This is a genomic window from Halomonas sp. hl-4 (assembly GCF_900215475.1).
Classification (GTDB): Bacteria; Pseudomonadota; Gammaproteobacteria; order Pseudomonadales; family Halomonadaceae; genus Vreelandella.
In genome coordinates this window covers 821,849-847,998 of sequence record NZ_LT907845.1, presented here as the reverse complement: position 1 = coordinate 847,998, position 26,150 = coordinate 821,849, and the positions used below count along the sequence as shown (strand labels likewise).

General features: G+C 55.7%; 26 protein-coding genes. 18 read left to right on the top strand and 8 right to left on the bottom strand.

Annotated features, from left to right (window positions below; translation table 11 throughout):
- The first annotated feature begins 184 nt into the window (after nt 1–184).
- A complete protein-coding gene (locus CPH17_RS04190; RefSeq protein ID WP_096298339.1) occupies nt 185–1,033 on the top strand; it encodes a sulfurtransferase in 849 nt (282 codons plus the stop codon).
- A gap of 175 nt (nt 1,034–1,208) precedes the next feature.
- On the opposite strand, the gene rlmF is transcribed toward CPH17_RS04190, so the two are convergent.
- Together rlmF and CPH17_RS04180 are read right to left on the bottom strand one after the other, a co-directional pair.
- Nucleotides 1,209–2,150: a 23S rRNA (adenine(1618)-N(6))-methyltransferase RlmF gene (gene rlmF / locus CPH17_RS04185; RefSeq protein WP_231896533.1), complete on the bottom strand. Its 942-nt coding sequence runs from the start codon at nt 2,148–2,150 to the stop codon at nt 1,209–1,211.
- A gap of 95 nt (nt 2,151–2,245) precedes the next feature.
- Nucleotides 2,246–3,019: a bestrophin-like domain gene (locus tag CPH17_RS04180; RefSeq protein ID WP_074396175.1), complete on the bottom strand. Its 774-nt coding sequence runs from the start codon at nt 3,017–3,019 to the stop codon at nt 2,246–2,248.
- A 403-nt stretch (nt 3,020–3,422) separates the two neighbouring features.
- On the opposite strand from CPH17_RS04180, the gene CPH17_RS04175 reads away from it, so the two are divergent.
- The 5 genes from CPH17_RS04175 to CPH17_RS04155 all read left to right on the top strand — a co-directional run bounded on the left by CPH17_RS04175 (nt 3,423) and on the right by CPH17_RS04155 (nt 6,117).
- Nucleotides 3,423–3,887, top strand: coding sequence for a GNAT family N-acetyltransferase (locus tag CPH17_RS04175; RefSeq protein WP_074396176.1), 465 nt, complete (start codon nt 3,423–3,425; stop codon nt 3,885–3,887).
- 94 nt (nt 3,888–3,981) lie between these two features.
- Nucleotides 3,982–4,332: a VOC family protein gene (locus CPH17_RS04170; protein ID WP_074396177.1), complete on the top strand. Its 351-nt coding sequence runs from the start codon at nt 3,982–3,984 to the stop codon at nt 4,330–4,332.
- Nucleotides 4,333–4,594: 262 nt separating this feature from the next.
- The gene (locus CPH17_RS04165; protein WP_096298337.1) at nt 4,595–5,209 is read left to right on the top strand and encodes a LysE family translocator; all 615 of its coding nucleotides are present in this window, start codon (nt 4,595–4,597) and stop codon (nt 5,207–5,209) included.
- Nucleotides 5,210–5,266: 57 nt separating this feature from the next.
- The gene (locus tag CPH17_RS04160; protein ID WP_096298335.1) at nt 5,267–5,497 is read left to right on the top strand and encodes a serine O-acetyltransferase; all 231 of its coding nucleotides are present in this window, start codon (nt 5,267–5,269) and stop codon (nt 5,495–5,497) included.
- A complete protein-coding gene (locus CPH17_RS04155; protein WP_172898687.1) occupies nt 5,494–6,117 on the top strand; it encodes a glutathione S-transferase family protein in 624 nt (207 codons plus the stop codon). The genes CPH17_RS04160 and CPH17_RS04155 overlap by 4 nt, the downstream gene beginning before the upstream one ends.
- 107 nt (nt 6,118–6,224) lie before the next feature.
- Here the strand turns inward: CPH17_RS04155 and CPH17_RS04150 are convergent, their stop codons facing one another.
- Complete coding sequence (locus CPH17_RS04150; protein ID WP_096298331.1) at nt 6,225–6,824, bottom strand: FMN-dependent NADH-azoreductase; 600 nt, start codon at nt 6,822–6,824, stop codon at nt 6,225–6,227.
- Nucleotides 6,825–6,928: 104 nt separating this feature from the next.
- Between CPH17_RS04150 and CPH17_RS04145 the strand changes: the two genes are divergently transcribed.
- The 4 genes from CPH17_RS04145 (at nt 6,929) to CPH17_RS04130 (ending at nt 9,191) form a co-directional block, all read left to right on the top strand.
- Nucleotides 6,929–7,861 carry a LysR family transcriptional regulator gene (locus CPH17_RS04145; protein ID WP_096298329.1) on the top strand — a complete coding sequence of 311 codons (933 nt, stop codon included), beginning with the start codon at nt 6,929–6,931 and terminating at the stop codon, nt 7,859–7,861.
- A gap of 192 nt (nt 7,862–8,053) precedes the next feature.
- Nucleotides 8,054–8,443, top strand: coding sequence for a VOC family protein (locus tag CPH17_RS04140; protein WP_096298327.1), 390 nt, complete (start codon nt 8,054–8,056; stop codon nt 8,441–8,443).
- Between the two features lie 69 nt (nt 8,444–8,512).
- Nucleotides 8,513–8,599, top strand: a complete 87-nt coding sequence (locus CPH17_RS20465; protein WP_197703526.1) for a VOC family protein — start codon at nt 8,513–8,515, stop codon at nt 8,597–8,599.
- A gap of 91 nt (nt 8,600–8,690) precedes the next feature.
- Nucleotides 8,691–9,191 carry a hypothetical protein gene (locus tag CPH17_RS04130; protein ID WP_096298325.1) on the top strand — a complete coding sequence of 167 codons (501 nt, stop codon included), beginning with the start codon at nt 8,691–8,693 and terminating at the stop codon, nt 9,189–9,191.
- Between the two features lie 129 nt (nt 9,192–9,320).
- On the opposite strand, the gene CPH17_RS04125 is transcribed toward CPH17_RS04130, so the two are convergent.
- The 5 genes from CPH17_RS04125 to CPH17_RS04105 all read right to left on the bottom strand — a co-directional run bounded on the left by CPH17_RS04125 (nt 9,321) and on the right by CPH17_RS04105 (nt 16,532).
- The gene (locus tag CPH17_RS04125) at nt 9,321–9,722 is read right to left on the bottom strand and encodes a hypothetical protein (protein WP_096298323.1); all 402 of its coding nucleotides are present in this window, start codon (nt 9,720–9,722) and stop codon (nt 9,321–9,323) included.
- Nucleotides 9,712–10,962, bottom strand: a complete 1,251-nt coding sequence (pgaC, locus tag CPH17_RS04120) for a poly-beta-1,6-N-acetyl-D-glucosamine synthase (protein WP_096298321.1) — start codon at nt 10,960–10,962, stop codon at nt 9,712–9,714. Before pgaC ends, CPH17_RS04125 begins: the two co-directional genes overlap by 11 nt.
- Nucleotides 10,959–12,920 (bottom strand): poly-beta-1,6-N-acetyl-D-glucosamine N-deacetylase PgaB, encoded by a 1,962-nt coding sequence (pgaB, locus tag CPH17_RS04115; protein ID WP_074396185.1) that lies wholly within the window; start codon nt 12,918–12,920, stop codon nt 10,959–10,961. Before pgaB ends, pgaC begins: the two co-directional genes overlap by 4 nt.
- Nucleotides 12,917–15,343 (bottom strand): poly-beta-1,6 N-acetyl-D-glucosamine export porin PgaA, encoded by a 2,427-nt coding sequence (gene pgaA / locus CPH17_RS04110; protein ID WP_074396186.1) that lies wholly within the window; start codon nt 15,341–15,343, stop codon nt 12,917–12,919. Before pgaA ends, pgaB begins: the two co-directional genes overlap by 4 nt.
- A 304-nt stretch (nt 15,344–15,647) precedes the next feature.
- Nucleotides 15,648–16,532, bottom strand: a complete 885-nt coding sequence (locus CPH17_RS04105) for a LysR family transcriptional regulator (protein ID WP_074396187.1) — start codon at nt 16,530–16,532, stop codon at nt 15,648–15,650.
- A 175-nt stretch (nt 16,533–16,707) separates the two neighbouring features.
- On the opposite strand from CPH17_RS04105, the gene leuC reads away from it, so the two are divergent.
- The 8 genes from leuC to trpB all read left to right on the top strand — a co-directional run bounded on the left by leuC (nt 16,708) and on the right by trpB (nt 26,132).
- Complete coding sequence (gene leuC, locus CPH17_RS04100; RefSeq protein WP_074396188.1) at nt 16,708–18,159, top strand: 3-isopropylmalate dehydratase large subunit; 1,452 nt, start codon at nt 16,708–16,710, stop codon at nt 18,157–18,159.
- 3 nt (nt 18,160–18,162) lie between these two features.
- Nucleotides 18,163–18,810, top strand: a complete 648-nt coding sequence (leuD, locus tag CPH17_RS04095; protein WP_074396189.1) for a 3-isopropylmalate dehydratase small subunit — start codon at nt 18,163–18,165, stop codon at nt 18,808–18,810.
- Nucleotides 18,811–18,842: 32 nt separating this feature from the next.
- The gene (leuB, locus tag CPH17_RS04090; RefSeq protein ID WP_074396190.1) at nt 18,843–19,922 is read left to right on the top strand and encodes a 3-isopropylmalate dehydrogenase; all 1,080 of its coding nucleotides are present in this window, start codon (nt 18,843–18,845) and stop codon (nt 19,920–19,922) included.
- A gap of 77 nt (nt 19,923–19,999) precedes the next feature.
- Entirely contained in the window at nt 20,000–21,112 is a 1,113-nt protein-coding gene (gene asd, locus CPH17_RS04085) for an aspartate-semialdehyde dehydrogenase (protein ID WP_074396191.1), read from the top strand.
- A gap of 188 nt (nt 21,113–21,300) precedes the next feature.
- Nucleotides 21,301–23,229 carry a type IV pilus assembly protein FimV gene (locus CPH17_RS04080; protein ID WP_074396192.1) on the top strand — a complete coding sequence of 643 codons (1,929 nt, stop codon included), beginning with the start codon at nt 21,301–21,303 and terminating at the stop codon, nt 23,227–23,229.
- Nucleotides 23,226–24,149, top strand: coding sequence for a tRNA pseudouridine(38-40) synthase TruA (gene truA, locus CPH17_RS04075; protein ID WP_074396193.1), 924 nt, complete (start codon nt 23,226–23,228; stop codon nt 24,147–24,149). Before CPH17_RS04080 ends, truA begins: the two co-directional genes overlap by 4 nt.
- Nucleotides 24,149–24,787, top strand: coding sequence for a phosphoribosylanthranilate isomerase (locus CPH17_RS04070; RefSeq protein ID WP_074396194.1), 639 nt, complete (start codon nt 24,149–24,151; stop codon nt 24,785–24,787). Before truA ends, CPH17_RS04070 begins: the two co-directional genes overlap by 1 nt.
- A 91-nt stretch (nt 24,788–24,878) precedes the next feature.
- Nucleotides 24,879–26,132: a tryptophan synthase subunit beta gene (gene trpB, locus CPH17_RS04065; RefSeq protein WP_441316758.1), complete on the top strand. Its 1,254-nt coding sequence runs from the start codon at nt 24,879–24,881 to the stop codon at nt 26,130–26,132.
- Nucleotides 26,133–26,150 lie beyond the last annotated feature (18 nt).

Genomic DNA, 26,150 nt, shown 5'->3' with positions numbered 1-26,150 from the left:
AGTCCCGAAGTGATATCAGGCCTGATTGCGAGGTTTGGCACGGCTGCTGAAATCCTCGCCTGTGTCGGCTATTAGTGTAGTTCGTCGATCAGCATGCTGCGGATGACGCGCTCCGCGTCAACTTGCTGGTCGCGCCCGTCCGCGATCGTGTACTGTTACCTATCGACCTAGACCGGAGAACGCCATGCCTTCCCCCCTCGTGACCACCGACTGGCTGCAGGAGAATCTGGATAACGAACATTTGGTACTGATCGACGCTAGCATGGCCAATGTCGTTGGTAAGGAGCCGATCATTTATGACCGTCCGATGTTGATCCCGGGAAGTTTCCGGATCGACCTGGAAGGAGCGCTTTGTGATACCGGAGCTTCCCAAGCCCACGCCTTCCCGACGGAAGAGCAGGTCACGGCGGAGACCCGTAGATTGGGCATCGAGCCCGAGAGCCTGGTGGTGTTGTACGACGATCAGGGTATCTACTCGTCACCACGCGCTTGGTGGATTCTGCGGGCTATGGGCCTCAAACAGGTGTTTGTTCTGGATGGCGGCCTGCCGCAGTGGTTGGCCGAAGGTCGGGACACCGTTTCTGCTCCGGTGCCGGATGCGGCCAAGCATGGCAGCGTGGTTGGCAAGCTCGACGACACCCTGGTTCGAGATTCAGCCTACGTTTTCCAGCACCTGGAGGACGAGCAAGTAACGGTCATCGATGCGCGATCACAGGCACGTTTCCTGGGGCAAGCGCCAGAACCCAGGCCTGGTGTGCGCGGTGGCCACATCCCCAATTCCCTCAACCTGCCGTTTACAGAGGTGCTGGAGGGCTATCGGTTCAAGCCAGCCAGCCAGTTGGCGTCAACGTTTGCCCACCTTGCTCCCTCCCTTCAGCCCAGCAACGGACACCAACTGGTGTTTTCCTGTGGCTCCGGCATCACCGCCTGCATCATCCTACTGGCGGCCGAGCTGGCCGGGTATACTCAGCTGTCGCTGTACGACGGTTCCTGGGCCGACTGGGGCAGCAGTGAGTCGTTGCCGGTGGCGTAGCGGATATCATCTCGCTACGAGATGAATCGGCAGTTCCTAACAATCACAGGCACGGCGGCGTCGGCTCCATTGCGGCTTCGCCTCCACTTCTCTTTTTCCCATCCCCGGCGATGTGCCTATACCAGAGTAATGCCACGGCAGACCTCGAATAATCATACCCCACCCCAGTAATGCCTCACATAAACGTCCAGGCCAACACCCTCGTAACCTTATTTCCCTGCCTCATCTCTATTTCCCGACTATCAACGGCACCGAGCTTGCGAATCAACTTCTTGGCAGGCTTAACATTGTCGGCTTTTGAAACCAGGCTGCTAAACCAGCGGCATTGAGTCGAATACACCTGGCTTTCTCTTATCAGTTTTTTAAGAAACAGCTGTTCGCCCCCCTTACACCAAAGCTCTGCTTCCAGTCCGCCAAAATTCAGGGTAGGCGACTTGGCTTCTGCTTTTTGTTCACCGCGACTACGCGCAAGGTTATTGAGTTTACGTTGGCTACCTTTAAGTGCTTCATCGAGCGAGGCATGGAAGGGTGGGTTGCATACGCTGACGTCAAAGAACTCTCCCGCTTGAATGATCCCTTCAAAGATATGGTTTTTATCGTGCTGAGTGCGCAGCGTGAAGCGATCTTTGAGTGTGGGGTTGTGGGTGATAATCGCGGCGACGTTCTCAAGCGACTGAGGATTAATGTCACTACCGACACACTGCCAGCCGTAAATTTGGCAGGCCAGTAGCGGGTAGATCCCATTGGCTCCCGTCCCTATATCGAGCAGCTTGATGTTGGGCTGTTCACGCCCAAGCCCAATTAAGTCAGCCATGTAATGGATATAGTCGGCTCTGCCGGGGATGGGAGGGCAAAGCGCGCCTTCTGGAATATCCCAATCGATAATGTTGTAGTGCCGGTTTAATAACGCGGCGTTGAGCGTTTTTACTGCCAATGGATCTGCGAAATCGATGGAAAGGTCGCCATAAGCGTTCGGTTTCACATAGGGGGCGAGATCTGGGTGGCTTTTTACCAGAGCAGGGTAGTCATAGCCTTGGTTGTGTTGATTCTTCGGGTGCAGGCCTTTGCGAACAGGCTTTTTCGTTTTTTTACTGTGATGGAGAGTGTTCACTGTCATAGGCCTAAGTCTTAGCGTTCAAGAGTCGAGTGGGTCTGGACAACCGATGTTGTCATGAATTCGCCCGCCTGCCGAATGCCGGTTTCTAATCGGACTCAATCGCGCCAGGTGCTCACCGCCTGTTCGATGGCCTCGGGTGAGACCTGGACCGCTCCCCGGAAGGGGTTATCCTGAATGGCAATCAGCCATAGGGCGACGACCGCAGCGAGGCTGAAGACGACAATCGCGTGCCGGTTCGAAGACGCCCGATCGAGGAATCCCATGCCCATCACAAATTGCGTCAGGAAGCCGAGCAGGAACAAGGCACTCCACGAGAATTTCTGGTAATGATTGGCCACAACGGCGATGCGATCTGTCCGCGCGTCGACAATATCTTGTGCCAGCGCCAGCATCTGACCATGGGCCGTGGCCGAGTAGCCCTCATCATTCGCGGCGTCTCGAACGGCGCGCAACAGTTCTAGCAGCGCTTTTTCCGTCCTGCTGCTGCCGCTTTCCTGAAGCAGGCGCGGCCATTCGTCTTCCACCACCGAGTCAGCGTAGTCGAGAATTGCCGCGCGGATCCTTCCTTCGCTGTCTATTGTCGTTTCACTGGCGACGCCGAGGCCGAAGATCGCCGCACTTTCGGTTTGCACGGCTTGGGACGCTCGATCTTTCCGGGCCATGGTGTCAGCGAGCAGGAAGGACGCGAACAGCGCAAACAAGGTCGAAACGGCCACGAAGGTCGGCAAGCCTAGAGCGCTACCCTTGAGGCGAGTGCTGAGTGAAGAATGAAACTGGAGCCAGTGGATCAAAGCTCCGGAAGCTAGAAATAGAATCAGCAGGAACAGCAGGATCAACAGGGGGTGGAACTCGAACCAGAGGCGGATCATCGCAATGCGTCGACTGAGGTGCGGTACGGCTCAAGTCTTGCCGTTGGCCGGCCCAGCCGTAAGAAATCTCGGCTTGTCTTCCCAGAGATAGGCGTTGGCAACAGGAAAAGCGGGCGCATCGTTCACCTCGGTTCTTGCGTTCTTATACGACTATTATTGGCTACCGCATAACATCGGCAGGGCAATCGAGGACACCAACTGCAAGATACGAGCTACGTATAGCACACTCATGTACCCGGCAAAAGCACGAACATAGACACCCTGAGTTTGAGAGCGCTCTATCAAGTCTATTGATGTCGCCGGTGTCAGCTTGGGATAACTAGGTGTCACTGTGGCCCCACAATGGGCTCGAGCCGACGCCCTAATGGCCGCGGCTCAGCCCTAGCGTTAAGAGGCAAAGACTGTGGAAATCCTTCCTCTGGCTGATAAGAAGGAGTTCATCGCCGAGTTAGCGGAGCTTCACCACGCAGAGTGGCAGCATCTTAATCCGTCGCTTACTCTGGAAGGGCGAGCCGAAGCAATCGCTAAAGCTGCGGGGCGAGGGGGTATTCCTTCAATCTTTATTGCCACGTCAGGGAGTCAGCTTATTGGTTCAGCTGCGCTAGTACAGAACGATATGGACACTAAGCTGGATTTATCCCCTTGGTTGGCAGCTGTTTATGTAAAAGAGGGCTTCCGGCATCAAGGAATAGCAACCAAATTGATTGCTCGGTGCGAAGATGAGGCAGTCCGCTCAAATGCTAATGTCTGGTATCTCTACACCGAGTTCGCCTCGAAACTTTATGAAAACCTTGGCTGGTGTCATTTGGAGCGATGCGAATATAGGGGCGAGACGGTTGATGTCATGTGGAAGCAGATCGCCTCTTAACCATGTGGTAAACGGGGCGCCAACTACGCTGCGCTCCGTTTCCGCCCATTACTACTGGCGTTAGAGCTAGATGAAGCCTGCTTCGGGAGGGGGAATGACGGTAAAACGTATAGTATTGAACATTGCAGCGTCCAACCCTGAAGACGCGGAGAAGTTTTATTCTGCCGTTTTCGGACTAGACGTGGTAATGGATCATGGGTGGTTAAGAACCTATAGCTCAGGCGAGAAAATGACCACGCAGTTAAGCGTGGCTTCGCAGGGCGGATCTGGTACCCCGGTTCCTGATGTGTCTATAGAAGTTGACAGCCTTGAAGCAGTTTTGGAGACAGTGAAGAACCACAATATTGAGGTTGAGTACGGGCCAGTAAGCGAGCCTTGGGGCGTTCGCAGATTCTATATCCGTGATCCTTTTGGGAAGCTCATCAATGTATTACAGCATGAGTGATTTTCGGGCAGGCTCTAACAATACCAAGCACAGCGGCGGCTTTTTCGTTGCGGCTTCGCTTCCACTATAAAGCCGCGCATTTGGTGGCATCGACGTTAAGCTGAGCTATCAAAACTCCTGAAATTCGTCGCCAAAACAGGCATGTAGCTCGACAAAGTCGTTATAGGTCTTTTTAACCAAGGGCTGCAGCGTCCGGTTCTCCGCTGACGCTCCAAACTGGTGACTGAGCAAAAACGTCAGGCCTGTAGAGGAGTCATTACGCATGTTCACTACTGAGTTCTTGTTCACATCGTTGGTTGTTGTGCTTATCCCTGGTACGGGAGTCATCTTTACTGTCTCTACTGGATTAATGTACGGGCGTAAGTCGAGTTTCTTCGCCTCTCTTGGTTGCACACTTGGCATTGTTCCTCACCTTCTGGCCACTATTCTGGGGCTCGCCGTCATCATGCATACGAGCGCGATAGCCTTCCAGATACTCAAGTATGCGGGCGTGGTGTATCTCCTTTACCTTGCCGTCGCTACTTGGCGTGACCGTAGTGCTTTCTCCGTTCAAGAGGTGAGGCGCAAAAGTGACGTCATGTCGCTGATGATCAAGGCATTTTTGCTGAATATCCTTAATCCCAAGCTGACCATCTTTTTCTTGGCCTTCTTGCCGCAGTTTGTTGCAACTGATGCTCAGTCACCAACAGGGCAGTTGCTCGGCTTAAGCGCCATTTTTATGGTGATGACCTTTGCTGTCTTCATGATCTATGGCCAACTCGCCCATACGTTCCGAGCAGTAGTCATTGAGTCGCCTAAGGTTCAGAGCTGGCTGCGTCGAAGCTTCGCCGCGGCTTTCGCAGGCCTTGGCACACAGCTTGCGCTGACGGAGAGGTGAGCCTTGACGATTGCTTGTACCTGTAGACCAGTAGTGTCACTCAGGAGGTCAAATCACATGCAGGTCGAAGACGCTACTTGGCAGGCGTTAAGTGATGAGGTGATATCTCAATCCTTTTCTGGTTCGCCCGGAACCAGGGAGGCGATCCGCAGTGATCTGGCGGCAGACGTTGGTCGTGACCCTGAGGCGCATGGTGTGTCTACCCCTTTTCTGAATCACAAGGGGGTTCACTCCTTGCAGGCTTATCGAGTATCCCACTGGCACTGGCTATGGGCAAAAGGGCGATGAGTGAGCTAATTGTTTGGACCTATGACTGGGTGCCGGAAGGCCCCCGTGGTTTTGTGCGCGACATACGGCTGAGGTGGGCGTGCGAGGAAGCTGGGCTTGACTATACCGTGCGTACCGTTCCTTTCAAGGATCGCGGTCCTGATCATTTGGCACGTCAACCATTCGGTCAAGTCCCATTCCTGAGCGATGGTGAGGTTGAGATATTCGAAAGTGGTGCGGGGCTGCTACATCTCGCCCGAAAAAGCGAAAAGCTGCTACCGCGCGATCCCGTTGGGGAAGCTCAAACGCTGCAATGGACAATCAGTGCGCTTAATTCGATCGAGATGGTGACAGTTCCCTGGTGGTTTCTAGAAGTGTCCGGTGCAAAAGAGAATCAGCTTACCGGCTGGATGGAAAGTCGCCTCGATCACATTGAGAGCATTCTGAAAAACAGGGAATGGCTTGTGGCCGACCGCTTTACTGTCGCAGATCTGCTGCTGGCCGATGTCCTGCGTGTTGAGAAAATTCGCTCTTTCGGAAATCGGCCGGTGACGGAACGTTATGTGGCACGGATCACAGGGCGCCCTGCATTTAAAAAGGCCCTTGCAGATCAACTCGTGCATTTCGCGAAGGCGGACTGATTGCCAATGGCTGAACGCTACGGATCCATATGCGAATCGCTAAAATTGGCAAACTGTATAATTACCCGCATAACAAGCCACTCAAAAATAGCGCCTTACATTTCGTTTCAGGCGCTCAGTAAATGGCCGATGCAGTTCTCTGCAGCGGTGAGGCTTTCAGCCTTGTGACTGTCGTTCAAAGCTAGGCCTTCGGCGTGGACGAACTCGACATCCGTAATGCCTATGAATCCCAGAATTTCGCGAAGGAAGCGGGTTTGGGAGTGATCCTCGCCGTAGATCCCGCCACGGCTGATGAAGACGTAGGCTTTCTTGCCGGTAATCAGCCCCTCGGGGCCGTTTTCTGTGTAGCGGAATGTGACACCAGCGCGTGCGATGTGGTCAAAATAGGCATGTAGCACGGACGGCACATTGAAGTTGTACATTGGCACGCCAAGCACGATTACATCGGCATTTTTCACCTCTTCAATTAACGCATCCGAGTAGGCAACGACTTGGTGTTGTTCTTCGGTCATTTCATCCGGACTGGTAATGAATGCCTGGAAACTGTCCAGGGTGAGGTGTGGAACCGGGTCTTTGGTCAGGTCGCGGGTGACGACCTGGCCGTCCGGGTTTTTTGCCAGCCATTCGTCGGCGAAACGAGTGGCTAGGGCGGACGACTGCCCCTGGTTATTAAAGATGCTGCTCTGGATTTTCAGTAAGGTGCTCATGGTGTTATCCCCCATAGGATGATGTTCGATAGGGTTATTTGAGCATTGAATGGTTAGATATAAAAATGTAAAAAATTACTTAAACCCATCGAATGGTTTGATATATGGCGTCCGACCCGATCTCTACCCCGCACATCAGCTTGGAGCAATGGCGCAGTCTGGTTGCTGTTGTTGACGCTGGCGGCTACGTGCAGGCCGCCGAAGCACTGCACAAGAGCCAGTCGTCGATTACCTATGCGGTACAAAGGCTGGAGCATGTACTGGATGTAAAAGTGTTCTCCATGCAGGGACGAAAAGCCGTGCTCACACCCGTAGGGCAAATGCTGTACCAGCGGGCGCGCCAGTTGTTGGAAGATTCCCTGGTAATGGAGCGGGCGGCGGGTAGAGCATCCGCTGGCTGGGAGAGCGAGATTGCGATAGCGGTGGAGGTGCTGTTCCCGACTTGGTTAACGCTGGGTTGCCTTGATGAATTCGGTGATATCAGTCCCCAGACCCGGATCAATCTGTACGAAACCGTTATTGACGGTGGCGCTGAGCTATTGCTGCAGGGCAAGGTGGACTTGGCGATCTTACCCCGGATACCGCCGGGGTATAGCGGTGAGGTCCTATTGCGAGGGGCAACCATTGTCCCGGTTGCACATCCTGATCACCCTCTGCATCAGCTTGGTCGTGAGCTGTCAGTACGTGACCTGCGTACACAACGGCATATTGTCGTGCGAGATACCTCCGTCAGACGCAGCGACAAAATCCATACGGTGGATGTGGCCAAACGGTGGACGGTTACCAACATGGCGACGTTGATCGGTGCGGTTTCCCGCGGGTATGGCTTTGCCTGGCTGGCCACGGACAAAATACGTCCCGAGCTGGATGCGGGTGTTCTCAGGCCTTTGCCATTGCGTGGTGGCGAGCGGCTGGCCGATTTTTACCTGATTTTTGCGGACGTCGAGGCCATCGGCCCCGGTGTCGAGCGCCTGGCACAGGTCTTCAGGGATAGGTGCGAAGGCTCAAGGGGTATCGGACCAGCCATCATGGAGTGATTGCTGCCATGGCCGCCCAGAGGTCGGGTTCAGGTCAACTTAGGCAGCGGTACAGTCATTTTCCCAGTTCAATTCGTAGATCGCAGGGTGATGTCAAACAACGCTGAGCATAAAAATCCAAGGCAGTAGGGCCGTTAACGGTCTGTCTGACGGGTGGCGTTACGCATATTTAGAGTTTTAAAGGGAGGAATCATGATCTCTTTTGGAAGGGTGGTCATTCTTGTCAAAGACTATGAGGATGCGCTGAGTTTTTATGTTGATAAGCTTGGCCTAGAACTATCGACGGATGTTGAGGCTGGGGAGCGTCGCTTCGTCCATGTGACCTTTCCAAACCAACAAGATGCAGGTCTCTGGCTCTTGAAAGCGGAAACGGAAAGAGATGTAGCTGCTGTTGGTCAACAGGCGGGCGATCAGCCTATCGGAGTCCTCTATAGTGATAGCTTTTACGATGAGTTTGCTCGACTCCAAGCAGCAGGTGTTCGGTTCTCGGAGGAACCGGTAACGGCTGAGGGAACAATATCTGTTCATTTCTCAGACTTATATGGAAACAAGTTAGTGCTTGTTCAGATAGAAAATGCATAACCAGTGCAATCGCGGCGGTGCACTTTAGGTGTCCAGAATCGAGCTTTAGCCAAAGGTAGAGCGGAGTTAATGCCCTTGGACAACTCCGGGGTTAGCCAAAAATTTGGGTGGTTGAACGATAGATACGGCGTATCTTGGCAGCTCAATCTGTTCTAGCCTTAATATGGGAATAATACTTATTGGCGGAATAGCAGAGTGCCGAAAAAACGCTTACCCAACAAACAATAAGACTCAAGGAGGGTCGCTAATGCGCAGGCTAATCGCTGGTGCCATGCTGTTACTACTGCTGCCCAATATTGCATTTGCTCAGCAGCTATGGGGGCCGACTAATGCAGGGATGACGGTAAAAGAAGTATTGCGCGATGTGGATGACGCCTACCGCATTGAGGATGGCGGCCGCTTGGCCACCACGGCGGTTGAAGAAGTGCGCAAGGATGACGTGGAGCTCGCGGGCGAGTCATTTACCCAGCAGTTTTACTTTATGAATGGCCAGCTTACCCAAGTCACCTTCAAACTGGACGACGCGCGGGATTTCGATACCAATATGGAGCTGGTGGATGCGCTAACGGAAGATCTGCGCGAGCAATTTGGTGAAGAGGTCGATTCCGAAACCACCAAGGCAGGCATCATGCGAAAAGCCAACGTGAGCTGGATTGAGGGTAGCCGCAAGATTGGAGTTTTTCTGATGTCCATGGGGCAGGATGATTCCTTGCTTAAGGTGAACTACCAGGCTTATTTTGGCGATTAAAAGTGAGCAGGGGATCGCATTGATGCGTGCTTTATATATGACGCTTTACATAATACAGGCAGGTTGGCTGTAAGGCGGCGCATCCATTCAGGCCTAGCGGTGGCCTAAATGGATGCGTTGATGAGGGTGTTAATTTGTCGTTTGGCTGCTCAGTTCGGCGTTTGCCTGCGTTTGCATAATAGGCTCGCTCTCAACTTGATGATCTACTTCACTAGGCAGGTCAGGCGATAGCTGCTGGGGGGTGTGCAGCTGGCGTCTTAGATAGCTGGAGTACAGGCGTTTGTTATAAAGCGCCCAGCAGTGGAATGTTAGGAAGGTGACAATAAAACCCACCAACACCACCTTGATCATGATGGACTCATATAGGTGTTCCAGAGCGGCATCATCGATAATAAAAAATAAAAACAGTTTCGCCATCACCAGTGTCCATAGTGCGAAGGCAGCAAGGGCGAAAAGGCTATCACGGGAACGGTATCCCCAGCCTTTTTGGTTGGGTCTGGCGATGATGACAGGCACTAGTTTATTGTTCATTAAAATGCTCTCCTCTGTCAGGGCTGGTCCATGTGGCTTGCCTTCCCTTTTGCCGCAGTAGGGCTTTGGGGAAGGCAATAACAACGGTGGTCATGTTGAGAATCCAGTAGGCGAAGGGGTACCAGATCATCCAGTAAATGCAGCGGAATATCTCTTTGTCGTAACGGCTATCAATATGAAAACTGACGGTAAATTGGATAAAGCTAAGGGCGACCAGGATGCTGCCGAAATAGGAAAGCAGATGGGCCGTGATCGGCCATGCAGTGGGTGCGACAAGCTGAGAAACCAGCCATACGAGCAATAGGGTAATGACTGAGTAGCACCACATGACGCTTATGATGTATTCCAGCATGAGCAGCCAAAACCGACGATTAGCCCAGCGAATCGTCTGAGGGAAGTAGCGTAGAAAAACTTCGCCTCCCCCTTGAGCCCACCGTAACCGCTGCTTGAACAACCCCCGCAATGTCTCGGGCATCAGCACCCAGCAGAGGGCTCTAGGCTCGTAGCGCACTTGCCCGCCTGCTAGCTGTAGCCGCCAGCTAACGTCAATATCTTCAGTGACCATGTCGGTATTCCAGCCACCAATCTCTTCCAGCGCCTTACGCCGAAAGGCGCAGATAACGCCGGAAACGGTGAACACCATTCCATAGATGCGCTGGGCGCGTTTGATTAGGCCGATAATGGCGGAAAACTCGCCGGTTTGAATTTTACCAATGGCAGTCGAGCGGGTCCTCACACGGGGATTGCCGGTCACGCCGCTAACGTTAGGGCTGCTAATGAAGTGGCCTACCATATAGCCAATGGCGTCGTAGTCGAGAATGGCGTCGCCATCGATCCCGACAATAATCTCGCCATTGGCCTTGCTCAAGCCATGGTTCATGGCGCTTGCCTTACCTTCATTGGCTTGGTGTAGCACCGTTAACGCTGGGTATATTAGCGATAACCCATTTAATCGATCGGCGGTATCATCGAGGCTGCCATCATTAATGGCGATGACCTCCATATGCGGATAGTTCTGCTTGAAGAGGTGATGAATCGTCTCTTCTACATTCGCTTCCTCGTTATAACAGGGCAGGAGAACCGTGACGGTGGGGGCAGTTTCGTCCCACTCGAATGTCGCTGGCCAGGGCTGCTTGAGTTCCCAGTGCCAATAGAAGTAAAGGCCGCCGCAGATCCATATAGTGGCCATCAAGCTTGGGTAGCCGAGGGTAAAGATGGCTAGGTAATCTAGTAGGTTCATTGGATGGCCCTGAACCGGCGTCCTATGGAAAAGACGGGTCTCATGGTATTGATATCAGGATGATTCTGGTGAAAATCATCAGGGTAGTAACCAATGTGCTTGATGCCTTCTTCGCGGAGTACGCGAACCCATTGCGCTATCTCCTCGCTGGGAATGGGTGTCTGGGTGTGCCAGTTCTGCGCCTGAAGCTCGAAGACCAGCTGGTCGGCGCTTACCTGCGAAAGCGAGCGCTGGGCAAGGCTTCTTAACCACGCATCGGGGTTCTCGGCTTCTTCCATATAAGGCATGGCCATGACGGCCACATAGTCGTAGCCGGTGGCGAAGTCCCTGGGATCTTGAGCAAACCATTGCTGGCTACTCGGCTCCATCACCGTCTTGGCATAGAGGTTGCGAGCGGTGGTAAAGACCACGTTGTCGGCTTGGCGATAGTAGTTAGCGGCCTGCTCCAGCTCCAGCGTGAAATCGGTGAGATACTCTGTCTTGAAGCGAGCCCAGGTCGACATCAAGTCATCGTCGTTGCGTATTGCGTTGATATCCCCCGGTAACGAAGCGCGCTCATAGGCGGCTAGGGCTTCTGGGTTGGCGTCTTCAAAGTCAGTAAAGAAGGCGTCATCGTGGAAGAGCAGGCCGTCGAATTTGGTCAGCCGACCGAGATCCTGATAAATTTCACGGATTATACGACGGTTGCTTTCTACATAAGGCGATAGGCGCAAGTAGTGATCGGGGGACTCGCGCCCGGTTGTTACATCGGTGACATACCGGTGGCCGCTCCCCAGGTCAAAGGACAGCACCGGCATCCAGGCGTACACTTTTACATTGGCACGTTTCTTCAACTGCCACGCAACGCGATTGAAAAGGTCTGCCCTGACCGGTAAATGGCGGTTAGGAAAGTAGAGGGCATCGGCAACGCCGTCTCCATCAGGGTCTGCAAAGGCCTGAAGATAAACGGTGCTAACGCCGTACTCAGCAATGCGCTCGATCAGCCTGTCGAGATTTTGTGCCTGCTGGGTAGGGTCCGGGTCATACACGTAGTCCAGGTCAACGTGAACAATGCGCAGCTTTTCTGGCTCCCATATTCGGTTGGAGAGAATCTCTTCGATGGTTTGCAGGCTGGTTTCCTGATCGATGAGATAGCGGTTCATGGTACGCATCGAGTCGCTGAGACGGTTGGGTGCGCTGAGTAGACTGAAGGTGTAGTCCATGCCGTATTCCGCGGCGATATCGAGCGTTGCCTGGCTATAGGCACCGTAGGGCCAAACCATGATCCTAGGGCTTCGCCCCATCTGTTCCTGAAAACGCTGCTGTGTCCGTGCCATATCGCTGCGTACCCGCTCGATATAGGCCGTTTCACTTTCATACCCGTTGCGTGCGTTCCAAGTGCTGGTAACGGCGGCGGCTTGCTCGTTACCCATGGGGTTACCGACAACCCCGTAGTGAAGGTCGTAGGAATGCGAGGCTATTTCCACCAGCGGTGATTCGTCCAGGGTTTTAACCTGTTCCCATGACAAAAAACGCTCACGGGGCAGGGTGGTATTGCCGTAGGGCACCCGGCCACCTTCAGGTACATCCAGCCAACTGCCGACCACTGCCTGCACGGCGGGAAAACCATATAGTTTGAGTAATGGAAAGACGATGTCGTAAAAGCTGCGATATCCGTCATCGAACGTCAGCAGCACGGCTTTTTCCGGCAGAGGTTGCTTACCTGCTTTGGCATCGATGATCTGTTGCAGACTCACCGGGTTATAGCCGCCGACATCAATTAAATTGAAGTGCTCGACCAATCGGTTGCGGGTAATGGTCTGGGGATAGATATCAAGGTTGGGGGTAACGCTGGTATCGACAATATCGTGGTAACTGATTACCACGTAATCATTCGGCGTCCGGGCTGCCTGGGCTTGTTGAATACCCACCATTGCTATCATAACTGCGCCCATCACAATGATGCGCCAGAGTGTCATAGGAATCTCCATACAAAGCCGGCTGAAATAACGTTGTCATACTCAGGAACACCGTCGTAGACGGCTCTTTCGCGGGTGATGCCATATTCGAAGTTTACGGTAGGGGTCAGCTCCCAGCTGTGTTGATAGCCGATCGACCAGGTATTCTCTGTGTCGTAATTCTTCTGCCAGTAGCGGCCTGAACCGAGGGAAAACGACTGAATGAAGGACTGGCGATAGTCGAGCGGCGTCTCGTAATCGAGCGTCAGCACACCCGCGAGGCTGGCATCGCGGCGCGGATTGAAATAGCTGGCGTCAACTTCATCATTGCGTGACGCGGAAATCTGCACTTCGCCGTTGAGTTGCCAGCGATCCAGGTGGTAGAGCGTCTGATTCCAGTAGCCGTAGACAGAATGCCGCAGGTTGCTGTCATCAAAATCGGTCGCCATAAACCCGATGGCGCCTGCGCCACGCTCGTTGCGCCGGTAAGCCAGTTCACCACGATAACGGTCGGCGTTGATATCATCGCGCAGCGCCCGTAGTGGGGTATCGGTGGTATTGCGCTCAATACCTACCGTGGCAGTGATATGGTCGGAGGCGGCATAGCGCAGTTCAGCAAGCGCAAGGAAATCTTCGTTAAGCTGTGATCCATGGCCTGCGGCCAAGGTGACCGTGGATGGATGCAGGTTCCATTCGTAGCCAGCCATGTTGTAAGACGCATAAAGATTCTCGTCATCAAACTCGCCGAACTGGCCGATCCGTTGGGCGAAGGGGCGAGAGCCATTCGCGTTGCGGGGCCCTTCAAACAGAACTTCATAGGTCCACTCACGTGATGCTTGAGTGCCGCTTCCTTGCCCCTCGCTACGCTCGAAGGAAGTGCTTAACTGAGGGGCGCGCAGTTCGCGCCATTCCCGCTCTAGGTCATCCCGTGTAACGCTTGGCTGGGCGTCTTCGATTTCTCGGGCGATGTCGGTGGTGGTGCCTTTCCACTGACCGCGCTGCAATCGTGAAAGCAGTACGCCGTGACGGGCGGAGTCCTGTCGTTCTGGGGGCAGTAAAGGGAGGGCCTGCTGGAAAGATGCTTCGGCCTTTCTGGGCCAACCTCGATCACGTTCGATATCGCCTTTCATCAACCACAGATAAGGATCCTCAGGTGCCTGGTTCTGATAAGCAGCCAGGCGTTCGCTGGCCTCGTCTGTGCGGCCACGCCAACTGTCGAGCAGTACGCTAAGCAGCAACACTTTTTGATAATTGGGGTTGTCTACTTGCGTGGTTCTGGTGAAGTCCAGGCGCTTTTCGGGCTCGCTTGCGATCCAGTCTTGCAACAGGCGATCAGCGTCCCGGAAACGTTGCGCATCGGAGTAACTGTAAAAAAGCCCTTCATTGAGAGGATCATCGGGGTCAGTCGCCTGCTCGGGGGACTGTCGTATAAGGTGTTCGTAAAGGGTGATGGCTTCTTTGGGACGACCCATGCCATTCAGGGCGTGAGCTCTGGCGCGATCCACATAGCTTGGTAACTGGCCATGCTGGTTTTCAAGCTTTTCGGCGAGCGCTACCGCTTCGGAAAAACGCCTTAATTGGGCCAGGGCCACTACCTTGTCGTATTCCGTAATGGTAACAAGCTCCTCAGGCGCGTCTGGGCTACTGAGTACGCTATTCAACTGCTCCAGGCCGTTACGGGTTCTTGAGGGTTGATCCGTGTGAATGCCGAGGCGTATATCCGTCACGCCTTCATAGTAGGTCAGCCAAAGCCGGTCACTTCCAGAGAATACATCCGGGTTCGACTGCATGATGCGGCGCGCCGCTGAGCTGGCGCCAAGGCCAACGGCCAGTCGGTAAAGCGCTTGTAGTTCACTTGTGTTGCCTGGGTCTTGCGCAACCAGTGCCTGGCGGGCATCCAGCTCTTGCATCGCATTCGCGGTGCCCGCTGCCAAGTAACCTTTAGCCTCTAGCCCCGCTTTGGTGGTGCCAGCCACTTGGTTGTATTGTTGCAGGGCGATATCCGCCAGGGTATAGCTGCCCATATCGGTATGTACCAAGGCTTGGCCAAGCCAGCCCTGTTCGTTTGACGGATCGCGATAGGTAAGTGTCCGAAATAGCGTCAACGCCTGTTCGTAGTCACCCTCACTACGAGCCGCTGTGCCCAGGTTGGCAAGTTCGGAGTCACTGTGATTCTCTGTTTCACACCAGGAGCAAACGGCTAGCGCCTCCTGATGCCGATTGGCACGCACCAGCAGTGCCACTAAATCCTCGCGAACACGCGCATTGCGCGTTTGGTGGTAGAGGGTCTTCAGGCCATCAATTGACGGTGCCAGCTCCCCTTGGCGTGCCTGGATAACCAGCGCTTCGCGTTGCGCATCAGTCACGGTTTGGCCCTGCGCCACACCCGTAGTCAGACAGGCCAGAAGGCAAATTGGCAGTAGGGAGTTATGGCGACGGTGCATGTTGATATTCCTACCCTGGAAACTAATGGGCACATGTTTGTGCGCAACGATGTTTGCCAGTGTATCGAAGTATCGTTAAGTAAATACTGAACAAAATTGTTAACTTGCAAAGGATTATCGTCAGCAAAAAAGGTGGGGAGGTTTATGTTTATCTAATGCGGTCAACGCTTATGTTCTTGGTGGAAAGTACTGATGATAAGCAAAAACGGCTTGTTTTTATTTATAAAATATCAGTGTGAGTGACTTGATGCTGCTGGTTGGGCGAACTGCCAATGGCGTTTTTGTGAGGCTTTGAATTATCGTGTTAGATTTTTCTGGTGGCTTCCAACGCTTCGATCATCTGCCTTGCGGCGTTGGAGAGCGTGCGGCTGGTATGAACCAGATAGCCCAGCGGACGGTGGAGTGGGGCAGTGGCAACGTCGAGCTCCACCAGTTCGTGGTCGATCATCTTCTCGGGCAGCAGACTCCAGCCAAGACCCACGCTGCACATCATCTTGAGCGTTTCCAGGTAGTTGGTCGCCATGCTTACCGGCAGCTCAAGGCCTGCTTCTTCAAAGCGCAGGGCGATCAGCGAGCCGGTAAAGGTCTTGGCCCCCGGCATCACGCAGTTGTGTTCGCACAGGTCGGCGAGTGACAGCGTGCTTTGCTGAGCCTGGGTGGCGAGAGGGTGGTCGTTGGCGCAAACGAAGCACAGTCGGTCGCGCCATAGTTCCACCACGTGCAGTTGCTCGACGGGGTGGGGCGCAAGCGTCACCACGGCCATTTCCAGCGAACCATCGCGCACCCCCTGGTAGGCCAGCTCCGAATCCAGAAAATGCAGGTCCAGCGCTACCTCCGGGTGGCGTTGGGTATACTGCTTTAACACCGGCGGCAAGCGGTGCAGGCCAATATGGTGGCTGGTGGCCAGGGTGAGCGGCCCGCCCACCTGACCGGATAAATTGGCGAGCGCCCGGCGGCTGTCTTCCACCGTGAACAGAATCTGCCTCGCCTGGGGCAGCAACAGGCTGCCCGCTTCGGTCAACGCGATGCGTCGGCCAATGCGATCAAACAGCCGCGCGTCTACCTGAGACTCTAAAGTGGCAATGCGCTTGCTGACCGCCGGTTGTGTTAAATGCAGCTGTTCCGCCGCGCGGGAGAAACTTTGTGTGTCGGCTACGGCCAAAAAGGCTTGAAGACTTTGGGTGTCCATCGCGTCGCGTATCCACTAAGCAAATTATCTTGTATTCCATGTTGGAATCCAATCTATGAATAACATGAATTGCTTTTATCTGCGAGCCGCGTGACACTCCTACGACACGCAATATAAAGCAGCGCCAAAAAAAGCTGTCGCTACGAACTAGCAGGGCCTAGCCCGGGAGAAGCACATGTCAGGTCAAACCCTTTACGATAAGTTGTGGAATCAGCATTTGGTCAAGCAGCGCGATGATGGTACCGCGTTGATTTATATCGACCGTCACATGCTCCACGAAGTGACCTCGCCACAGGCCTTTGAGGGGCTGCGTTTGGCGAACCGCAAGCCGTGGCGTTTAGACACGAACCTCGCGACCACCGACCACAACGTGCCGACCACGCTGATTGAGCGAGCACAAGGCAACAGCGGCATTAAAGACCCGGTGTCGTTGATCCAGGTACAAACCCTGGATGATAACTGCCTTGAATACGGCATCACCGAGTTCGGCATCAACGACCCGCGCCAGGGCATCGTTCACGTGGTGGGGCCGGAGCAGGGCGCGACGCTGCCAGGCATGACGGTGGTGTGCGGCGATTCCCACACCGCGACCCACGGCGCTTTCGGGGCGTTGGCCCACGGTATCGGCACGTCTGAAGTCGAGCACGTGCTCGCGACCCAGTGTTTGCTGACCCAGAAGATGAAGAACATGCAGGTGCGCGTTGAAGGCGAGTTGGGCCTCGGCGTGACCGCCAAAGACGTGGTGCTGGCGATTATCGGCAAGATTGGCACGGCGGGCGGTACCGGTTATGCCATCGAGTTTGCCGGTAGCGCCATCGAGTCGTTGTCCATGGAAGGCCGCATGACCGTGTGTAACATGGCCATTGAAGCGGGCGCGCGGGTCGGCATGATTGCCGTGGACGACACCACCATCGACTACATCGGCAACCGCCCCTATTCTCCCACCGGCGAGCAGTGGGAAGCAGCGGTAGCGGACTGGCGCAATCTGGTCTCCGACCCGGACGCCGTGTTCGATAACGTCGTCACCCTCCAGGCTGAAGACATCGAACCCCAGGTTAGCTGGGGCACCAGCCCGGAAATGGTTACCGGTATTTCCGGCCAGGTGCCGGACCCCGACGCCGCACCGGATGAAACCGTGCAGCGCAGCCACACCCGGGCACTCGAGTACATGGGGCTCAAAGCTCACCAGAAAATTACCGATATCAAGCTGGATAAAATCTTCATTGGTTCCTGCACCAATGCGCGCATTGAAGATTTGCGCGAAGCCGCCAAGGTGGCGAAGGGCAAGAAAATCGCCGACTCGATCAAGCTCGCCATGGTGGTGCCGGGCTCTGGATTAGTGAAGCGCCAGGCAGAAGAGGAAGGCCTCGACAAGATATTTATCGAGGCAGGCTTTGAATGGCGCGAGCCAGGCTGCTCCATGTGCCTGGCGATGAATGCCGATAAACTGGGTGCGGGCGAGCACTGCGCTTCGACTTCCAACCGCAACTTTGAGGGGCGCCAGGGCTACGGCGGGCGTACCCACTTGGTAAGCCCGGCCATGGCGGCTGCGGCGGCGATTGCCGGTCATTTTGTCGATGTGCGCAGCCTGCCCGCCAACGACGCCACCCACGCTCAGGAGGCCTAAGCCATGAACAAGTTTGAACGTTTTGAAGGCGTGGTGGCCCCGCTGGACCGCGCCAACGTGGATACCGATCTGATTATCCCGAAGCAGTTTTTGAAGTCGATCAAGCGCACTGGCTTTGGCGTCAATCTGTTTGACGAATTGCGTTACCTGGATGAAGGCCAGCCCGGCCAGGACTGCTCGCAGCGACCGCTGAACCCTGATTTTGTCTTGAATCAGCCGCGTTATCAAAACGCCGAAGTGCTGCTCGCACGGCGTAACTTTGGCTGCGGCAGCTCTCGCGAGCACGCGCCTTGGGCGCTGGAAGATTTCGGCTTCAAGGTGGTGATTGCGCCCAGCTTCGCCGATATTTTCTATAACAACGCGTTCAAAAACGGTTTGTTGCTGATCACGCTTTCGGAAGAAGCGGTGGACCGCTTATTCAACGAAGTGGAAGCCAAAGAAGGCTACCAACTGGATGTCGATTTAGAACAGCAACGAATCATCACGCAGAAAGGTGAGATTCTTGAATTTGAAGTGGATGCGTTCCGTAAGCATTGCCTGCTGGAAGGCCTGGACGATATCGGCCTGACGCTCAAAGACGAAGATGCGATTCGCACCTTTGAAGAACAGCATCGCCAACAGCGCCCCTGGCTGTTTCGCCAGCCTGCGTAAGTCACCGCTCAAATAAATGCTAAGGACGTTGCATGACACATAAGGTTCTATTACTACCGGGTGACGGCATTGGCCCCGAGATTGCTGCCCAGGCGGCGCGCTTGTTAAAAGCCTGCCAGGAAGCCGGACTGGATATCGACGTCGAAGAAGCGCTGGTCGGCGGCGCAGCCTACGATGCCCACGGTGATCCGCTGCCGGAGCAAACGCTGGAAAAGGCCAAGGCAGCCAGCGCCATTCTGCTGGGGGCGGTGGGTGGCCCCAAATGGGACAAGCTCGAAGACCTCTCCAAGCGGCCCGAAAAAGGCCTGCTGGGGCTGCGCAAAAACCTGGGCCTGTTCGGCAACCTGCGGCCCGCGATGCTCTACCCGCAGCTCGCCAGCGCCTCCAGCCTGAAGCCTGAACTGGTGGCTGGGCTGGACATCATGATCGTCCGCGAGCTGACCGGCGGCATCTACTTCGGCCAGCCGCGCGGCATCGAAGAGCGCAACGGCGAGCGGGTGGGCTTTAATACCTACGTGTATTCCGAAAGCGAGATCGAACGTATCGGCCGCGTGGCGTTTGAAATGGCTCAGAAGCGCGGTAAGAAACTGTGCTCGGTGGATAAAGCCAACGTGCTGGAAGTGACGATCTTGTGGCGCGAAGTCATGGAACGCCTAGCACCGGAATATCCTGATGTTGAGCTATCGCACATGTACGTGGACAACGCCGCCATGCAGCTAGTGCGGGCGCCGAAGCAATTTGATGTGGTGGTCACCGGCAACATGTTTGGCGATATCCTCTCCGATGCTGCCGCCATGCTCACCGGCTCCATCGGCATGCTGCCGTCCGCATCGCTTAACGAGAGCGGCCAGGGCATGTACGAGCCTTGCCACGGCAGCGCGCCGGATATCGCCGGGCAAAACGTCGCCAACCCGTTGGCTATGATGCTCTCGGTGGCCATGATGCTGCGCTACTCGCTGGGCGAAAACGCCATGGCCGAGCGTATCGAAGCGGCCGTGGGCAGTGTGCTGGATGACGGCCTACGCACTGCGGACATAGCCTCTGAAGGTATGCAAACCATCGGCACAGACGCCATGGGCGATGCGGTGCTGGCGGCGTTTGCTAAGCAGTGAACGATTTATCGTGGTCAAAATCACCATAAAGAATCGTGTATAATGCAGGCACTCATTCTTTGCAGGAGGACTTCATAATGTTGAAAGTCGGTTTCGTGGGATGGCGCGGCATGGTGGGCTCGGTGCTCATGCAGCGCATGCTGGAAGATGGTGATTTCAACGGCATCGAGCCGGTGTTCTTCACCACCTCCCAGGTCGGCCAACCCGGCCCCGACATCGGTGTGGACGTGCCTCCGCTGAAAGATGCTTTTGATATCGAAGCGCTCAAGGCGCTGGATGTCGTCGTAACCTGTCAGGGCGGTGACTACACTAAGCCCGTCTATAAAGACCTGCGCGCCGCTGGCTGGAAAGGCTACTGGATCGATGCGGCCAGCACGCTGCGTATGGAAGATGACGCGACCATCGTGCTGGACCCGGTCAATCGCAAGGTGATCGACGCGCAGCTGGCCAAAGGGGCCAAAACCTTTGTCGGTGGCAACTGCACGGTCAGCCTGATGCTGATGGGCCTGGGCGGTCTGTTTGAAGCCGATATGGTCGAGTGGATGACCTCCATGACCTATCAGGCGGCCTCGGGCTCCGGTGCCAAGCATATGCGCGAGCTGCTTAATCAAATGGGCACGCTGCGCGACAGCGTGGGCGAAGAGCTGAAAGACACCTCAAGCGCGATCCTGGATATCGACCGCAAAGTGACGGCGGCCATGCGCGGTGGCGACTTCCCCACCGAGAACTTCGGTGCACCGTTGGCGGGTAGTCTGCTGCCGTGGATCGACACCAAGCTTGAGAACGGTCAGAGCCGCGAAGAGTGGAAAGGCAGCGTCGAGACCAACAAGATTTTAGGTCTCGATAGCAACCCGATTCCCATCGATGGCCTGTGCGTGCGTATCGGCGCGATGCGCTCGCACAGCCAGGCGTTCACTATCAAGTTGAAGCAGGATGTGCCGCTGGATGAAATCGAAGACCGCCTCGCCAAGCATAACGAGTGGGTCAAGGTAATTCCCAACGACAAAGACGCTACCATCGAAGGTCTAACGCCCGCCGCGGCAACGGGCACACTGCAAGTTCCAGTAGGCCGTCTGCGCAAGCTGGCGATGGGCGGTGAATACCTCTCCGCGTTCAGCGTTGGCGACCAGCTGCTGTGGGGCGCGGCCGAACCGCTTAAGCGTATGCTGACGATCCTGCGCGAGCAGTAAGCCTCGCCAAGGCTAATTCCGCATCCTTAGCGGACGAAAACGGGGAGCGAATCAGACGCTTCCCGTTTTTTATGCGCGCTTGTTTTTTGTGCGTAAAGGGGCGGTACTATGGTAAAAACGTATGAGACCGCAACACGATAAGGCGTTAGGTTGCATATAAAAAAGCCAGATTGGGAACAGGGGCATCCATGAAACAGGTAGGCGCGCTGGCCGTTGGGCTTTGGCTAAGCATGGTGGGGTCATTGGGCTGGGCGCTTGATCTTGGGCCCGCCGAGGTGCAGTCACGTTTAGAGGAGCCACTTCAAGCCACGTTGCCACTTGTCGATAGCGCAGAGTATTCGCCTTCAGACCTTGAAATCAGTGTGTCTGATCAACGTGCATTTGAGGACGCAGGTGTTGAATGGACATCGCTTGCGGGGCGCGTTCAGGCCAACATTCAAGAGCGTCAAGGCCAACCCGTAGTGGTGCTCACCAGCGACGATCCGGTGACGTCGCCGTGGCTTGACCTGCTGTTAACCGTGTCATCGCCCGATGGGCAGCAAACTCGAGAAATGACGTTGTTGTTTGACCCGCCCGATTACGGCGCCCGCGATGAGCCTGCCGAGCGTGCGCCTGCTCAACCCATCGCCGAAGATGACGCGTCCGCTGAGCCACCCAGCCGTGAAGTTGCCCAAGGGGACGCTTATGTACGCAGCGGCGATACGCTGTGGAGTGTTGCCGCGCGCACCAAGCCTGAGCAGGCAAGCGTCCAGCAAATGATGTTGGCATTGCTGGAAGCCAATCCCAGCGTGTTCCCTTCGGGTAATATCCACGCCATGCGCGCGGCCCAACGTCTCAACCTGCCGGACGATGATCGCGTAACGGCCCGCTCGGCGGAGCAGGCCGCTACCACCATTCGTGAAATGAACACTGGGGGGCAACGCCGCGATGAAAACGTCCCCGTTCCGGTGGCGTTACCCGAAGTGGATGGCACTGGCGAAAGTGAATCGTCTGCTGAAGTGCAAGAGGACGAGTCGGCGGAGCCAGAGAGCACTTCAACAAATCAGGCGGTGGCTTCCGCGCCCGCGACTGGGCAAAATGACGGGCAATCGATTGAGCCCACGGTGGTGAGCGCCGTCAATGTGCTTGCTGGCGGGGAGCAAGAGGGCGCGAATCAAAGAGCACCATCACCCTCGGTTGCGCCAGCGCTTGCGCTGCAATGGCAGCAAGAACGCGACGACATGCGCCGTGAAATAGCGACGCTTCGCGAAGAAGTGGAACGGCTAAGCGAAACCGTCGCCTCGCAGCAAATGGTATCCGCCTCGCCAGCCCCGGCAACTGAGCGCCGATCCATTATGGAGCGGCTGAGCGAGTATCAGTGGTGGCTAGCGATGATTGCGTTGATTCTGCTGTTAGCGCTGTTGGTGATAATGCGCCGTCGTCGCCAGCACTGGGAAGCGCCGCCTGCTATGGCGGCGCCGGGCACCAATCAACCTCATACGCCGTCGGCAAGTAACGTAAGTCCTAGGCGTGACCCCTCCATGGTGTCGCCGACGCCACCCCCACAAGCTGACGCAACAATGGCCGCCGAGCCAGTGAACAAAACGGCAACAGACGAAGCGGTCAGCCGGTCACCCGCCGGCAATATCGATGAGACATATCCCGCTTATGAGGCGCCATTTGACCGAGCAGCCATGGCCAATACCCAGGCGGCCGGGCTGATTGAAATTGGCCAGGAGCGCCGTTTGGCGCTAAAGGCGCTACCTGTCGGGCACAACCCTGCGTTATGGCTGGCGCCTCCCGCTGACCCTTTAACGGTGGCGGCCATGCTGTCGGCGATGGGGATGCGGCCGATTGAGGAAACGCCTGCCGCTTCGCCTGGTGAGGCTCAGGTGCCGGCCGATAACGAGCGGGCATGGGTCATCGATTATCAGCCGCCAACGCTGGCCTCAAGCAATGCGCCTAGAGAGGAAACGCCTATGCAACCCTCCGTTGAGTTCGATACCCAGGCGCCTGCACCGACGCCATCTCCTGCTGCCCGTGAGGAAGAGTGGGATATTGAAGAGGTGGCATTTGCCCCCACACCTCGCGATAATAGTGCGCCTTCCACTCCCGGCAATGTTGATAAGAGGCGATGACGCTGTTTTACCATTTTGATGAGACGCAACCGTTAACCGGCCGCTTGGCGATGGCCATCGAATATGATGGCACGCGTTTTTGTGGCTTTCAGCGGTTAAAACACGCCGCTTCGGTGCAGGCATCGGTGGAAGACGCGCTGAGCAAAGTGGCCGGTGCGCCGGTGCAAATTCATGCCAGCGGGCGAACTGACTCCGGCGTGCATGCTACCCGTCAGATTGTTCATCTGGATCCGCCTGCCCAACGCTCGGAAAAAGCCTGGGTGTTCGGCGCGAATACTTACCTGCCTCGCGATGTATCGATACGCTGGGTCAAGCCGGTTTCAGATGATTTTCACTCGCGGCTGGGCGCGCTGGGGCGTCGCTACCGTTACCTGCTGCTGAATCAAATCAGTCGCCCGGTGCTGGAGCGGCATAATGTCACTTGGTGCAGAGACCCGCTGGATGCTGATGCCATGCACCGTGCCGCCCAGGCGCTGGTGGGAGAGCATGATTTCTCCAGTTTCCGTGCAGCGGGATGCCAGTCGAAAACGCCGTGGCGACAGATGCACTTTGTTGACGTCAAACGCTATGGCCCGCTGGTCATGATCGATATCCAGGGCAATGCGTTCTTGCACCATATGATTCGCAATATTGCCGGGGCCTTGGCCAGTGTAGGTCGGGGCGCTCAAGACGAAGATTATATCGAGCGGCTGCTGGCGCTCAAGAATCGCAAGATGGGCGATGTCACCGCGCCTGCCTGTGGGCTGCACTTTGTCGACTCGATCTACGATGAGCGGTTTGCGCTGCCCAAAGAGCCGCTGGGGCCAAACCTGATGGCCTTTTCCGGGGAGTGGACCGGTGAGCGGGAGCTCCCCGAGACCCCGCGCGTGGCCGCCAGGCGAAAGCTGACCTTTGCCAAAAAGCCCCAGGAGACGCCGTGATGAGTGCTGGGTCCTTGACGCGTACGCGAGTGAAATTTTGTGGTTTTACCCGCCATGAAGACGTCGCCCATGCCGTGGCGCTGGGCGTGGATGCGCTGGGCTTTGTGATGTGGCCCCAAAGTTCGCGCAGCATCAACGTTGAGCAGTTGGCGGTGCTTGCGGCAAAGGTGCCCGCGTTTGTCAGCCGCGTGGGGCTTTTTGTCGACCCGTCTGCCGAGTTGGTCGAAGCGTGTCTGCCGCACCTGGACCTGCTGCAATTCCATGGTGATGAAACGCCCGAATTCTGTGACAGTTTTGGCCGCCCCTGGATCAAGGCGCTACGCATGCGCGATGCCATTGATCTTGCCCTTGAGGCCGAGCGTTATTTCCAGGCCCAGGCGCTGCTGTTAGATGCCTATCGACCGGGAACTCCGGGCGGCACCGGCGAGTCATTTGATTGGTCGAGAATCCCCGCAACGCTGGCAAAACCTGTTATTCTCGCAGGCGGGCTAACGGCGGATAATGTCGCGCAGGCAGTGCACCAAGTGATGCCTTATGCGGTTGATGTTTCCGGCGGGATTGAAGCTTCTCGCGGTTGTAAGGACGCCGGAAAAATGGCGTCGTTTGTGCGTCAAGTAGCGTTAGCCGACGCCCGTTAGTTCGCTACGCCGTTCGCCTCGCCGGTGTGCTGCGTCGTAATGTGAATTCATTTATTGTTTGCCTGTTCTGGCGATCTTGTGAGGTATTCCTGTGACTGTCTCAGCAACTGGTGCTTCTGAAACCGTTCCGAAAACACGTTTCAGTGAACTGACTAAAATGCCGGATGCCCGTGGTCATTTTGGCCCCTATGGCGGCCGGTTTGTGTCAGAAACTCTGAGCTTTGCCTTGGAAGAGTTGGAGAAGACATATTTAAGTCTACGTGACGATCCCGACTTTCAGGCCAAGTTTGACCGTGATTTAGCCCATTTTGTAGGGCGGCCCTCGCCGCTCTATCACGCCGAGCGGTGGTCGCAGGCGTTGGGTGGGGCCCAAATTTGGCTGAAGCGCGAAGACCTGAACCATACCGGTGCTCACAAGGTAAATAACACGATTGGCCAAGCGTTGCTGGCCAAAAAAACGGGCAAACCAAGAGTCATTGCGGAAACCGGCGCTGGGCAGCACGGCGTTGCAACCGCTACTGTTGCGGCACGCCTGGGCCTTGAGTGCGATGTTTACATGGGGGCTGCGGACGTTGAGCGTCAGAAACTGAATGTGTATCGCATGCACTTGCTTGGCGCGCGGGTGATTCCGGTTGAGTCGGGCACCCGCACGCTAAAAGATGCCATGAACGAAGCGCTGCGCGACTGGGTCACCAACGTTGATAATACGTTCTACATTATCGGGACCGTTGCGGGACCTCATCCTTATCCGCAGTTGGTGCGTGATTTCAACGCGGTAGTGGGTCGCGAGGCGCGTCGCCAGTCGCTGGAGCAGATCGGCCGACTGCCGGATGCTCTGGTCGCTTGCGTGGGTGGTGGCTCCAACGCCATTGGCCTGTTCTATCCCTTTGTGGAAGACGATGATGTCGCCATGTACGGTGTTGAAGCCGGTGGTGATGGAGTTGAAACAGGGCGTCATGCGGCACCGTTGTCGTCTAACGCGCCGCGCGGTGTACTGCATGGAAACCGTACTTACCTGATGTCGGACGAAGCCGGGCAGGTATCGGATACTCACTCGATTTCAGCCGGGTTGGATTACCCTGGGGTGGGGCCCGAGCATGCCCTTTGGAAAGACGTCGGGCGGGTAAACTATGTCGCGGCGAATGATAACGATGTGTTGGTGGCTTTCCGCGAGCTCACCCACATGGAAGGCATCATGCCTGCTCTTGAGACCGCACACGCGTTGGCCTATGCCAAGGTTTTGGCACCCACCATGCGTTCTGATCAACATATCATCATCAATTTATCAGGTCGCGGTGACAAGGATATTATGACGGTAGCCAAAATTGACGGCATCGAATTTTAAGGGTCCACGTTATTTTAA